Below are 12609 nucleotides of genomic sequence, written 5' to 3'. Positions count from 1 at the left end.
ATGATCGTCTGTTCTTGCAACGTGTTCAGCGACCATCAGGTGCGGTCAGTGGTCGCAAAAGAGGAGCGACGGCCTCGGATGAGCGAGGTGTATGCCTGCCTCGGATGCAGCGCCCAGTGCGGCCGCTGCACTCACGCCATCAAGCGGATCATGGATGAAAGACCCGGCTCCGTCGTGCGGACGCAAGCGTGCACTAACCTGGAGTTGATACATCATGAACGTGCCTGTCAATTTCCGTTCGATCGCCATTGCCACTGAATTTCAGTCCTGCTTTGACAAACAGCGTGCGGCCTATCTGGCGGCGTCGGAGCCGTCCTACGCTCAGCGCAAGGCCGATTTGAAAGCGCTCGCTCAGCTCCTGAAGGACAACAAGGACGAGTTGGTCGCGGCGATCAACGCCGACTACGGCAACCGGTCTGAATTCGAGACCCTGTTCGCCGAATACTTCGTCGTCCTCGAAACGATCGCCGATGCCGCCAAAAATTTGAAGAAGTGGATGAAGCCGCAGCGCAGACACGTCGATTTCATGACCTATCCGCTCGCGCGCAATCGTGTCATCCCGCAGCCGCTCGGCGTCGTCGGGGTCATCGTTCCCTGGAATTTTCCGCTCAATCTCAGCTTTTGCCCACTCGCAGCGATTCTGGCGGCCGGCAATCGAGCGATGGTCAAGATGTCGGAAAATTCGAAAGCGCTCGCCCAGGTTCTGATGCGCATTTCCCCAAAGTATTTTCCGAGAGAGAAGCTTGCCTTTTTCGACGATGGCGGCGGACGAGGACCGGGATTCTCGTCATTGCCCTTCGACCATCTGCTGTTCACGGGATCCGGTGCCACCGGGCGCTCGGTCATGACCAACGCGGCCCGCAACCTCACCCCTGTCACGCTTGAACTGGGCGGCAAGGCACCTGCGATTGTTGGGCCTGACTTCCCGGTCAAAACAGCGGCGGAGCGCATTCTCTGGGCGAAGATGTTCAATGCCGGTCAGATCTGTACGAATGTCGACTACATGTTTCTGCCCAAAGGAAGTGAGGACGAGTTCGTCCGCCATTGCCGGCGACTGTTTGACGACCGCTTCCCGGACATCAATGGGCAGGACTACACGTCGATCATCGATGAACGGTCTTTCACGCGGCTGCAGGCGACGCTGGAGGATGCCCGTACAAAGGGCGCGGTCCTGGTCAATCTTGCGGAACAGCAGATTCCGGACGCGAAGCGTCGCAAATTTGCGCCGCATCTCGTGTTAAATCCGACCGAAGACATGCTTGTCATGCAGCGCGAGATCTTTGGTCCGATCTTGCCGATCAAGACCTATGCAGATCGGCAGGAGGTCGCCGATTATATCAATAGTCACGACCGCCCGTTGGCAATCTATCCATTCACTCACAATGCCGAGCTGCGCGACTTCTACATCTCGCGGGTCATGTCGGGTGGCGTATCGGTCAATGAAGCTCTGCTGCACGTCGGCCAGCACGACCTGCCATTCGGTGGGGTCGGGGCGAGCGGCATGGGCCATTACCACGCGCGCGAGGGGTTCAACACCTTTTCAAAATTGCGCCCGGTCTTCTACCAAGGCCCTCTCTCGCCGATCCAAATGCTATTTCAGCCGCCCTACTCCGGCCGCCCAATGAGCATCCTGCGGACGATGATCAAGTGGAAGACGTGATGTGCGCGCTTGATCCTCCTAACCAATTGGCTGCGGCCCGGCTTCATTCTCATTCGCGCGGAGACCATCATGAAGGGTAAAGTCGTTGTTATCACCGGCGCGCTGGGCGCGCTTGGCAAGGTGGTCGCCGAGGAAGCACATTCGCGGGGCGCGCGCGTCGCGGGCATCGATCATGCGGCGCCGCCGTTCGCCGCAACCGCCGAGCGGATCGAACTCGGCGGCGTTGACTTGACCGACGCCGCCCAGGCGAAAAAGGCGGTCGATGCCGCGGCGGCGCATTTCGGCGCAATCGATGCGCTGATCAATATTGCCGGCGGGTTTACCTTCGAGACCATTGCCGACGGCGATCCCAAAGCCTGGCAGCGCATGTACGCTCTCAATGTCGAGACGGCGCTGAACGCTACCCGCGCCGCGATCCCGCATCTTCTCAATTCGCACGCAGCCCGCATCGTCAATATCGGCGCGATGGGCGCACTGCAGGCCGGCTCCGGCATGGGTCCTTATGCGGCGTCGAAGGCGGGCGTGCACAAGCTGACAGAGTCACTCGCTGCCGAATTGAAAGGCAAGATCACAGTGAACGCAGTGCTGCCCTCGATCATCGATACCGCGGCAAACCGCGCCAGCATGCCGAAGGCCGATCCCGCCAAATGGGTCGCACCGGAGGAACTCGCCGATGTTATCCTTTTCCTGGCGAGCGACGCCGCCAGTGCCGTCACCGGCGCGCTGCTGCCGGTCAACGGACGGGTCTGACGCGCGCTTACGCCGTTACCAGCTTCCGAAGCACCGCCCGAAACCGAATGCTCCGCTTGCCTGCCAGCGCGGTGGCTTCGCACTCCGCGCCGTATAGGTGCCGGAAAAACCGATGCCGACCCCACGCCCACCGAAGACCAGACCTTCGCCATGGCTCAGGACCGCTTGTGGGCCCTTAGCGGGCGTTATCCGAACTCCCACTATTTCGTCGCTGTATGAAGACTAGCGGACATTGGATCGTCTCATCGAATCACCTTGTAGTTCCTTCGCCTATGTTTGGCTCAGCTCGAAGGCTATCCTACCCTCCGATCCTCCAATGAGACCACCTTGGCACCGGTCAAGAATGCGGCCCAATCTTTCATCAGCGCTCGTCGCTTTTCCAGCTTCTGGCCACGTTGATAGGCCGCAGTAGTCTCGCTCTTGTATTTATGGGCAAGCGCAGCCTCGCGGACTCCATCAGGATAGTCGGTGCATTCCTCGGCCCAGGTGGCAAAGGTAGACCGGAAGCCATGCACCGTGACGTGTCCGTAGCCGAGACGATTAAGTACCGCGAGCATCGCATTTTCGGAGAATGCTCCGCCATCGGGATTAATAAAGATCAGTTCACCTTGGCTGCCATCGCCCATCTCGTCGAGCACCGCCAGCGCGGGATCTGTCAAGGGAACGTGGTGGTCTTGGTCCATCTTCATCCGCTCACCGGGGATTTTCCAGGTGGCGGCCGGACGATCGATTTCACACCACCGCCCGTCGACGGCCTCGTTCGTGCGGCAAGCTGTGAAGATCAGGAAACGCAGCATGGCGGCAGCCGTCCCGGGCGCACCGGCAAGGAGCTTCATGAAGGCCGGCGCCTCGCTGTACGGCAAGGCAGGATGATGGCGGACAACCCGTTTGGAGCGCTTTGGCAACTTTTCACGCAGCTGCCTTGTCAATTCAGCCGGATTGCGGAAGTCCGGATCGTCGATATCGACGTTCTTCGCGATGATCGTTTCGATCCGGCCGCGGACACGGTTCGCGGTCTCCCGCTTTTCCACCCAGATTGGCTTCAGCAGATCGTGGATGTGGCTCGGCTTGATCTCTCGGATCGTCAGGTTGCCGATGGTGGAATAGGCGTAGCGCTTGAGGGATGATGGCCATTGATCGCGATGCTTCTCGCTCCAGGTCGACCAGTTCGCCCGGATGTAGGCTTCCGCGCACTCCTCGAACGTTGGCATGACGACCTTGGCCTCGACGGCTTTCGCCTCTTGTCGCGCCTGTCGCCGCTCCTGGACAATGTCCACGCCGGCGGTGCTGCGATCGCCCTTCACGCGCAGCCGCGCAGCATCGCGTGCGAGTCGCGCGTCCTTTAGCGACACATCCTTCAAGGAGCCGAGGCCGTGCCAACGCTCCTTGCCGTCCTTCCAGAATCGGTACGACCAGCTTTTCGAAGTTGGTCCTGTGACGATCAAATAAAGCCCACCGCCGTCGGCGTATTTGCCGGGCTTGGTTTGGCGATCAACGTCGAGTGGTTTGAGCCTTCCAGCCATTATTCCTCCAGGAAAACCGTCCTCCGAACCCACGGTCTAAAGCTACGGTCAGCGTCCCGACTAGAGAGAACACCGGAGAACTGCGAAGTACAGCTTTTCGGCGCAAGTCACTGATTTCGCTGTGGAGTTCGAACGATTGCGAACAGAGGAGAACAATATACTGGCGGAAGGGGTGGGATTCGAACCCACGGTACCCTTGCGGGCACGCCGGTTTTCAAGACCGGTGCCTTAAACCACTCGGCCACCCTTCCAAACCCGGAATGGCTGTCGCTTAACGCAGTCGGTGGCGCAAGGCAACGCGAAGTTGGCGCCCTCGCCTCGAGCCCCTCCACCCAGTCCTCTGTCAGGCGAGCGTCAGGCTGTTCCTTTAGCTTCAGGCAACGCGTCGGCCACCGACACAGGTCGGCCGCTCAGCAATCCCGGACGCTGGCGACATCTCCCAGGGCGTCGCTGGTTGCGAGGCCCGGTTTGGATTCGCCTCCGTTTCCGGGCCTCGTTCGCTGCGCCCAAAAGCAATGCGGCGCCCCGGGGGAGTGCCGCATCAAATTCTTCGTTGCTGCCTTGGCTCAGTAGCCGCAGGACGCGCAGCCCATCTGCACCGGGGCGTAATAGGAATAGCCGGGCGAGACCATCTCGACGCGCTGGCGCGTCGCATATTGCGGCGGGATGCGCTCGTACTGGACACCCGGCGGCGCGACCATCACGGTCTGCGGCACCATCACGGTGCGGTACTGCGCCGGCGTGCGATGCGCGACCACGGCGCCCGGCGACACCATCACGGTCTCGTCGAATGTGCGGTATTGCGGCGCGACGTATTGCTGCTGGTAGCAGGTCTGGCACGGCGGCGGCGCGTAGCAATTGTAGCAGCCGGCCGAGGCTGCGCCCGTCATCGAAATCGCGGCGACGGCCGTGGAGAAAACAACAGCGAGAGTACGAGACATTGTGGTGGCGCCCCAGTTGCCCGAAATGGATTTGCGAAGGTCGCGCGCACTATACGCCGCAAAATCCCGGGCCGCCGAAGTTCGTCGGGGCATCCTTAATACGAACGGCCGGCTTTCGCCGGCCGTTCAGAACTTATTGACTATGCGCACGCTGTGCGAACGGCGCAATGCTCAGTTCGAGCGACGCTTCACCTCGCGCACCGCGCCGCGCGCGGCGCTGGTGGTGAGTGCGGCGTAAGCCTGCAGCGCGGTGGAGACGTTGCGCTTGCGGCCGGTCGCCTGCCAGGCGGCATCGCCCTTCGCCTCTTCCGCTGCGCGGCGGCTGGCGAGCTCCTCGTCGGAGACCTCCAGCGTGATGCTGCGGTTCGGGATGTCGATGGCGATGATGTCGCCGGTGCGCACCAGACCGATGTTGCCGCCTTCGGCGGCTTCCGGCGACAGATGGCCGATCGACAGGCCGGACGAGCCGCCCGAGAAGCGGCCGTCGGTGACGAGCGCGCAAGCCTTTCCGAGGCCCATCGATTTCAAATAGCTGGTCGGATACAGCATCTCCTGCATGCCGGGGCCGCCGCGCGGGCCTTCGTAGATGATGACCACGACCTCGCCGGCCACGACCTTGCCGCCCAGGATGCCTTCGACGGCCGCGTCCTGGCTCTCGAACACGCGCGCGGGGCCGGAGAACTTCAGGATCGAGGCGTCGACGCCGGCAGTCTTCACGATGCAGCCGTCCTGCGCGAGGTTGCCGTAGAGCACGGCAAGGCCGCCGTCCTTGCTGAAGGCGTGCTCGAGATCGCGCACGACGCCCTTCTCGCGGTCGGCATCGAGCTCGTCATAGCGACGCTCCTGGCTGAAGGCGACTTGCGTGGGGATGCCGCCGGGCGAGGCACGATAGAAGGTGCGCACCGCCTCGCTCTTGGAGCGCTTGATGTCCCAACGCTCCAGCGCATCGTTCATGGTCGGCGCGTGCACGGTCGAGACCGAGGTGTCGATCAGGCCGGCACGGTCGAGCTCGCCGAGAATGCCCATGATGCCGCCGGCGCGATGCACGTCCTCGACATGCACGTCGGCGACCGACGGCGCGACCTTGCACAGCACGGGCACGCGGCGCGACAGGCGGTCGATGTCCTGCATGGTGAAGGCCACCTGCCCTTCATGGGCGGCGGCGAGCAGATGCAGCACGGTGTTGGTCGAGCCGCCCATCGCGATGTCGAGGGTCATCGCGTTCTCGAACGCCTTGAAATTCGCGATGTTGCGCGGCAGCACCGAGGCGTCGTCCTGCTCGTAATAGCGGCGGACAAGATCGACGATGGTGTGGCCGGCCTCGACGAACAGGCGCTTGCGGTCGGCGTGGGTCGCGACCACCGAGCCGTTGCCGGGCAGCGCAAGGCCAAGCGCCTCGGTCAGGCAGTTCATGGAATTGGCGGTGAACATGCCCGAGCAGGAGCCGCAGGTCGGGCACGCGGAGCGCTCGATCACCTTGACGTCCTCGTCGCTGACCTTGGAGTCGGCCGCGGCAACCATGGCGTCGATGAGGTCAACGGCCTTGGTCTTGCCCTGCAGCTTGACCTTGCCGGCCTCCATCGGGCCACCCGAGACGAACACGGCGGGGATGTTGAGCCGCAGCGCCGCCATTAGCATGCCGGGCGTGATCTTGTCGCAGTTGGAGATGCAGACGAGGCCATCGGCACAGTGCGCGTTGGCCATGTACTCGACGCTGTCGGCGATCAGCTCGCGCGACGGCAGGCTGTAGAGCATGCCGTCATGGCCCATGGCGATGCCGTCGTCGACCGCGATGGTGTTGAACTCTTTCGCCACGCCGCCGGCCTGCTCGATCTCGCGCGCAATGAGCTGGCCGAGGTCCTTGAGGTGGACGTGGCCGGGCACGAACTGGGTGAAGGAGTTGACGACCGCGATGATCGGCTTGCCGAAATCCGCGTCCTTCATGCCGGTCGCGCGCCAGAGGCCGCGGGCACCCGCCATGTTGCGGCCGTGGGTGGTGGTGCGGGAGCGATAGGCTGGCATGGCGGTTTCCGTCCTCGGGTTTGGGTGCCTCAGCGGGAAAATATGGAGCCGCCTCAGGCCTTTCCGGCCGGATAGCGCACGGGCTGGGCCGGTGCAACGGGAACTTGGGCCGGACAGGGCCGGATCGGCCTTTCGCAGGCCTCCCCTGCTCCCGGCGCGGGCTATCGCAAGGTCGCGTCAGCGCCGGACAGACGCTGTAGCTAGCGCTTCGGCTTGGGCAGCACAATTCTCCCCTGGGAGGCAATGCCACCCCACTTGGCGGACCAGCCGATTTCCGAGGCCGAGGATGGCTCAATGCTTGTCTGACCTCGAGCGCCCTGCAGCGCAAACAGGGCACCCTGAGGATCGACACATCGTGCGATCCAGCAGCCATCGGGCAATTCGATCGGACCCTGGAGGATCCGGCCTCCGCCAGCATTCACATGTTTCGTGGCAGCACCGATGTCGTCGACATTGAAGTAATGCAGCCAGCTCGGCTGCGCTACGCTCGGAAGTTTGGTGAGCATGCCGCCGACCGTCTGCCCACCCGCCGAAAACAATTGATACCAGGCCGCTGGTTCGCTTTGAGCGTCGGCCTTCTGCCAGCCGAATAGTTCTCTGTAGAAGTCGAAGATCACGGCCCGGTCGGCGGCCAGTAACTCATGCCAGCCTACGCGCCCCGGCTCGTCCAGCCGGCCCGGTTTCCGTCGGCCATAGGTTGGTTCTTTGATCAGCCCGAACGTCGCCTTCTGCGGATCGGCAACGACTGCGATGCGGCCAATATTGGTGTCGGTCGGCGGCACAAGGATCGTGCCTCCGAGACGCCTGATCTGCGCGGCGGTTGCGTCCAGGTCGTCGACGGCGACGTATCCCATCCATCTCGGCGTCGCCCCCAATCTCCGCCCCTCTTCCGGGATATCCATAAGTCCGCCCAGCGGAGCGCCGCCGCTACGAAACACCATGTAAGGCAGTTCCGGGGTCGACTCATCCTTGACGCCCCAGCCGAGAGCCTTGCGATAAAATGCGCCTGCCGCCGCGACATCCGTGGTCAGGAGTTCATACCAAGCGAAACGCCCTGATTGATCTGCCACGCGGATCTCTCCGTTTAGGATTCGATGCGCTTGCGGCACTGCACCAAGCTGCACGCGCACCAAGAGCGCCGATCGTTGATGCCTTGCGTCAACTGGCCGTGCCGATGCCGTTCATGAAGATGAATACATTCTGAACGCGCAACGCCGCGCTTTTGTGCGCGTAATTCTTGCTCGTGTTATTTCCTGAGCGTAGACTTACCGCGGCTGGGATGCTTCTTGCAATGCTCGGAGGTTTGACCATGCGGCAGGCGAAGAGGACGTCTAAAGGGAAGAAGCGAGTCACCAAAGTCGCCGTGCCGGCGTTCGGAGCCGCAGGGTTGACGTTCTCGCTGGCGGGAGGCGCATCGGCGTCCGCCGTGCCGACACCCGACGTACAACAATTGCCGCACCTTGGAACAGGTCAGGCAATCACGCTCGATGAAGAGGAAATGGCTGACGTCAGCCTCGCCACCTTCCATCTCTTCGACAAGGAAAACGCCGGCAGCCGCGTGCAGCTGGCATGGCGCGGATGCGGCGGTTGCCGCGGCTGCGGAGGCTGTCGGGGTTGCCGTGCTTGCCGATGTGGCGTCGGTTGCCGATGTGCAGGTTGTGCAGTCGGCTGTGGCGTTGGTGTGATCGGATGCGCCGTATCATGCGCAGGTTGCTGCGCATCGTGGGGCCGCTGCCGCTGGTGCTAAATCGCGGCGCGCTCCGAATGTCAAATTCACGGGTTGATGGATCATTGGCCGGCCTCGGGAAAGGGGCCGGCCAATTGCTTGATTTCGCTACGATGGTTGCATCGGCGGCTTGCGGGTGACAGCTGAATTCGTTTCAATTCTCTGGGAAAATGCCCGGCGCGCGGTCGCGACGATCGGTCTTGCGCCGAGGATCCCGCGTGACGGCAACAGGATCAGCGTGCTGACTCAATGACTGCAACTCGCAAGACCCGCGTTGCGCGGCAGACCCGCAAAGACGTTCTCCGATTTGCACCGAACTTCACCGCTTACGTCCTGCTTCCCGATGCGGTTTGCCTCTATTCCGAGGATCGCAAGTTCTTCCTGCACGGCGAGCTCTACTGTGCCTTGGCCTCCGCGATCGGAAAACATGGCAAGGCTTGGCCGGAGATCATTCGCCAGCTCTCGAGGCACTTTCCGGCCGACAAGATCGAGGAAGCGATCAAGCGGCTCCTCGATCGCCGATATATCGTTGCGCGGACCTCGAAAGCGTTTGACGATGCCGTCGGCGGTTTCCTGGCAAGCCTCGGCATGCCCCTGGAGATCGCGGAGCAAAATCTTCGCGATTGCCCGGTGCAGGTCGAGGCAATTGACGTCAAAGGCGCCAAGGAACTGACCGCAGCGTTGAGCAAGCTCGGTGTTCAAATCGCCAAGCGAGCGCCGAAGCTCACGATCACGCTGGCGAACGACTATCTCGATCGGCGACTCGCCGAACTGAACCAGGAACGTGTGGCCGGCAAGACGCCCTGGTTGCTGGTCCAGCCATCCGGCCCGTTTCCGCTGGTCGGGCCTGTGTTCAAACCGGGCGAGAGCGCCTGCTGGACCTGCCTGTTCGATCGCATGATCCGCAACCGGGAGATCAAGGGGTTTCTCGACCGGGGACCGGCGCGCGCGGTTGCCACATCGCCGCTCGTCAGAGAAAGCGTCGGCCAGACTGGAATCCATTTTGCAGCCGTCGAGATCGCCAAGGCAATTGCCTCGGGCTTTCGCACCGATCTGCGTGACCACATCGCCAGCTTCGACCTGACCGGCGCCGCCATCGCCAAGCACTACGTGACGCGACGTCCGCAATGTCCGACCTGCGGCAGCAGGAAGCTGAACAACCCGCGCCGATCTCCGGCCCTGGTCGAGATTGCCGAGGGCAAGAGGCTCGTCATGACCAGCGGTGGATACCGCACCGTGACATCGCGCTCGACCGTGTCGCGCTTCCGCAAGCATGTGAGCCCATTGACGGGCGTGGTGTCCAGGCTCGAACGAATCGACGTCGACCTGCCGATGAACACCAACTATTTCGCCCAGCATAATTTCTCCGCACCGGCCCACAGCATCGACCAGCTCAGGTCCGGATTGAGCGGCGGCAGCTTTGGCAAGGGCTCGACCGCCGAGCAGGGCGAAGCCAGCGCGCTGATGGAATCGATCGAGCGCTATTCGGGCATTTTCCAGGGCGATGAGATCAGGACGACGCGTCGATTTGCCGATTTCGCGCCTGGCGAGGCGCTTCTTCCCAACGATGTCCAGCTCTTCAGCGAAACGCAGTTCAAGAACAGGTTTCTCCAGCGACCGGACGATCCTCATCCGGTGCCCGAGCCGTTCGATCCATCGACGAGGACCGAGTGGTCGCCGGTCTCATCGCTGCGCGACAAACGCTTCAGATATCTGCCGACGGGCCTCCTGTATTTCTTTTATGGCGGCTTTCATACGGATTCCAACGGCTGCGCGGCCGGCAACACCCGCGACGAAGCGATTGTCCAGGGCTTCCTCGAACTGATCGAGCGCGATGCCTACGCGATCTGGTGGTACAACCGGGTGCAGCGCGCCGAGGTCGATCTCGAGCAGTTCGACGATTTCTATGTCCGGGATCTCCAAACTCAATTTGCAGAAGCCGGTCGCAAGCTTTGGGTGCTCGACATCACCACCGATCTCGGCATTCCGACTTACGTGGCGATCATGCACTGGATGCAGAATGGACACGAGAATATCGAGTTCGGTTCCGGCGCGCATTTCGACCGCCGTATAGCGCTGCTGCGCTCCCTCACCGAGCTGACCCAATTCATGTCGGTCGGCATGATGGGCGGCGCGAGCGGCGAGAAGCCGACCCTCGACGGTGTCACACCGCTGCGCCTGGAAGACTACCCGTTCCTGATACCGAGCGATCGCCCTATCGTCCCCCCGGCGCCGAGCCTCAAGCTTCACGACAATACACGAGACCAGGTCATCGCCTGCGTCGAGATCGCCGCCCGTGCGGGCTACGATTTCCTGGTCCTCGACCAGACACGTCCCGACGTCGAGGTTCCGGTCGTCAGAGTGCTCGTTCCCGGCCTGCGTCATTTCTATCGCCGCTTCGCACCGGGCCGCCTTTACGATGTGCCGGTGAAGCTCGGATTGTTGGACCGGCCGCGACCGGAAAGCGATCTGACTTCATTCCTTCCACACACCTGAAGGGTTGCTCTTCGTGCGCGCTCCCCGGAAAAAGCCGACCAGGAAGATCGCGCCAGACATCGCCGCCCGATTGAGCCATCGCTTCTCCCTCCAGATGCAGCCGGACGGAAACATCGCCGCCTTTCTGGACGACTATTCCGTCAACCTCGGACAATTCAGCGCCGCCGCGATGGACCGCGCGCGAGATCTGAACACCGGGCTTCCGCTCGCTTCGTTTGCGGGCAAGAGCATCGTCGCCAGGGAAATCGACGCCCTGGTGCATCGCCTGGCGCGGCAGGGGCTTCTGGAATACCGCCTCTCCTCTTCGCGTAACACGCAGGACTTCGTGGTCATCGAGCCTCAAGTCCCCGACTACTGGCCGCGGCGCGCGAAGCTGGGCAATCGGGACACCGTTGTGTTGTCGCGCTTTGCCTTTCTGCGCCGGCGCGGCAATGAAATGGTGCTGGAATCGCCGCGCGCCGGCGCGCTGTTCCGGATTGGCGATCCCGCCATCGCCGCCACCCTTGCTGCGCTGTCGCGGCCTCAGAAGATCGGCAAGCTCAACCGGAAGATAGCGTCCTCCACCGTCCCTCTGCTCGAACTGTTGCTCGACAGCCAGATCCTGCTCAAGCTCGATGCGAAAGACGGACAAGGCCTGCGGGTGAACGAAGGCGACGGCAACCTCGTACTCTGGGATTTCCACGATCTGGTGTTTCACACGCGGAGCACGGAGGGTCGGCAAGCCAACCCGGTCGGCGCCGCCTTCACTTATGCGAACGTCGTTCCGCCGTCGCCGGCGGTGCGTGCGCCCTGGGCCGGCAGCAAGATTGACCTGCGCGAATTCTCCTCCCCGGAACCGCACTCACGCTTCCCGGAGCTGTTGCGCGAACGCCATTCAACACGGGATTTCGACGACAAGAATCCGGTCACGCTCGGCGAACTCGCGCAGTTTCTCGACACCACCGCGCGCGTCGTGTCCGAATGGAAGAGCGGGCCGTATTTCGAGGGCGGTCCCGAGGTCACCTACAGCACAAGGCCTTATCCGTCGGCGGGCAGCGCGTACGAGCTGGAATTGTACCTTACCGTCGCCAACTGCGACGGGCTTGCGCGCGGACTCTACCACTATGATGCAGGGAGCCACGCGCTGGTCGCGATCAGCGCTTCCGCCCAACAACTCCAGGCGCATTTGGCGGCCGCCCAGTTCGCCATGGACGCTCCGGGTCAGCCACAAATCCTCATCACGATCGCTGCGCGTTTTGCGCGGGTCTCCTGGAAATACAGCTCAATCGCATATTCGTTGATCCTGAAGGATGTCGGCAGCCTGATTCAGACGCTTTACCTGGCGGCGACCGATATGGGCCTCGGCGGCTGCGCCATTGGCAGCACGAACATCGATCTGTTCGCGAAAATGACGGAGTTGGAATTCCATATCGAGGGCCCGGTCGGTCAATTCGCGCTCGGGCGCGGCAGGACGCCGGAGGTCGAAGGCTAGAAGCGGCGGCAAAACGGCGA

9 protein-coding genes and 1 tRNA gene are annotated in these 12609 nt (G+C 62.5%); 5 read left to right on the top strand and 5 right to left on the bottom strand.

The features are described 5' to 3' along the window. The 3 genes from AAFG16_RS25855 to fabG all read left to right on the top strand — a co-directional run bounded on the left by AAFG16_RS25855 (position 1) and on the right by fabG (position 2410). Positions 1-258: a (2Fe-2S)-binding protein gene (locus AAFG16_RS25855; RefSeq protein WP_342729861.1), complete on the top strand. Its 258-nt coding sequence runs from the start codon at positions 1-3 to the stop codon at positions 256-258. Then, positions 215-1660 (top strand): coniferyl aldehyde dehydrogenase, encoded by a 1446-nt coding sequence (locus AAFG16_RS25850; RefSeq protein ID WP_342729859.1) that lies wholly within the window; start codon positions 215-217, stop codon positions 1658-1660. Before AAFG16_RS25855 ends, AAFG16_RS25850 begins: the two co-directional genes overlap by 44 nt. Positions 1661-1729: 69 nt before the next feature. Further along, a complete protein-coding gene (fabG, locus tag AAFG16_RS25845) occupies positions 1730-2410 on the top strand; it encodes a 3-oxoacyl-ACP reductase FabG (protein ID WP_342729857.1) in 681 nt (226 codons plus the stop codon). Positions 2411-2703: 293 nt separating this feature from the next. Here the strand turns inward: fabG and AAFG16_RS25840 are convergent, their stop codons facing one another. From AAFG16_RS25840 to AAFG16_RS25820, 5 genes are all read right to left on the bottom strand, one after another. Further along, complete coding sequence (locus tag AAFG16_RS25840; protein WP_342729855.1) at positions 2704-3933, bottom strand: integrase arm-type DNA-binding domain-containing protein; 1230 nt, start codon at positions 3931-3933, stop codon at positions 2704-2706. 161 nt (positions 3934-4094) lie between these two features. Continuing rightward, positions 4095-4184 (bottom strand) — tRNA-Ser (locus tag AAFG16_RS25835). A gap of 315 nt (positions 4185-4499) precedes the next feature. Continuing rightward, positions 4500-4823: a hypothetical protein gene (locus tag AAFG16_RS25830; RefSeq protein ID WP_342740970.1), complete on the bottom strand. Its 324-nt coding sequence runs from the start codon at positions 4821-4823 to the stop codon at positions 4500-4502. A 222-nt stretch (positions 4824-5045) separates the two neighbouring features. Next, the gene (ilvD, locus tag AAFG16_RS25825) at positions 5046-6896 is read right to left on the bottom strand and encodes a dihydroxy-acid dehydratase (protein WP_342729853.1); all 1851 of its coding nucleotides are present in this window, start codon (positions 6894-6896) and stop codon (positions 5046-5048) included. Between the two features lie 200 nt (positions 6897-7096). Further along, positions 7097-7966, bottom strand: a complete 870-nt coding sequence (locus AAFG16_RS25820; RefSeq protein ID WP_342729851.1) for a VOC family protein — start codon at positions 7964-7966, stop codon at positions 7097-7099. Positions 7967-8871: 905 nt separating this feature from the next. Here AAFG16_RS25820 and AAFG16_RS25815 point away from each other — a divergent pair. Both AAFG16_RS25815 and AAFG16_RS25810 read left to right on the top strand, forming a co-directional pair. After that, positions 8872-11118, top strand: coding sequence for a TOMM precursor leader peptide-binding protein (locus tag AAFG16_RS25815; protein WP_342729849.1), 2247 nt, complete (start codon positions 8872-8874; stop codon positions 11116-11118). Between the two features lie 94 nt (positions 11119-11212). Continuing rightward, entirely contained in the window at positions 11213-12589 is a 1377-nt protein-coding gene (locus AAFG16_RS25810) for a SagB family peptide dehydrogenase (protein WP_342740969.1), read from the top strand. Positions 12590-12609: the final 20 nt, after the last annotated feature.

Origin of the sequence: Bradyrhizobium sp. B117 (genome assembly GCF_038969555.1) — a bacterium.
Lineage (GTDB): Bacteria > Pseudomonadota > Alphaproteobacteria > Rhizobiales > Xanthobacteraceae > Bradyrhizobium.
Note: the sequence above shows the minus strand (reverse complement) of the source record. Positions and strands in the feature narration are given on the sequence as shown.

Bases quoted from the DNA above. Each gene is read 5' to 3' on its own strand.
- AAFG16_RS25840 (WP_342729855.1), bottom strand. From the start codon at position 3,933: ATGGCTGGAAGGCTCAAACCACTCGACGTTGATCGCCAAACCAAGCCC.
- AAFG16_RS25855 (WP_342729861.1), top strand. From the start codon at position 1: ATGATCGTCTGTTCTTGCAACGTGTTCAGCGACCATCAGGTGCGGTCA.
- AAFG16_RS25830 (WP_342740970.1), bottom strand. From the start codon at position 4,823: ATGACGGGCGCAGCCTCGGCCGGCTGCTACAATTGCTACGCGCCGCCG.
- AAFG16_RS25815 (WP_342729849.1), top strand. From the start codon at position 8,872: ATGACTGCAACTCGCAAGACCCGCGTTGCGCGGCAGACCCGCAAAGAC.
- fabG (WP_342729857.1), top strand. From the start codon at position 1,730: ATGAAGGGTAAAGTCGTTGTTATCACCGGCGCGCTGGGCGCGCTTGGC.
- ilvD (WP_342729853.1), bottom strand. From the start codon at position 6,896: ATGCCAGCCTATCGCTCCCGCACCACCACCCACGGCCGCAACATGGCG.
- AAFG16_RS25850 (WP_342729859.1), top strand. From the start codon at position 215: ATGAACGTGCCTGTCAATTTCCGTTCGATCGCCATTGCCACTGAATTT.
- AAFG16_RS25810 (WP_342740969.1), top strand. From the start codon at position 11,213: ATGCAGCCGGACGGAAACATCGCCGCCTTTCTGGACGACTATTCCGTC.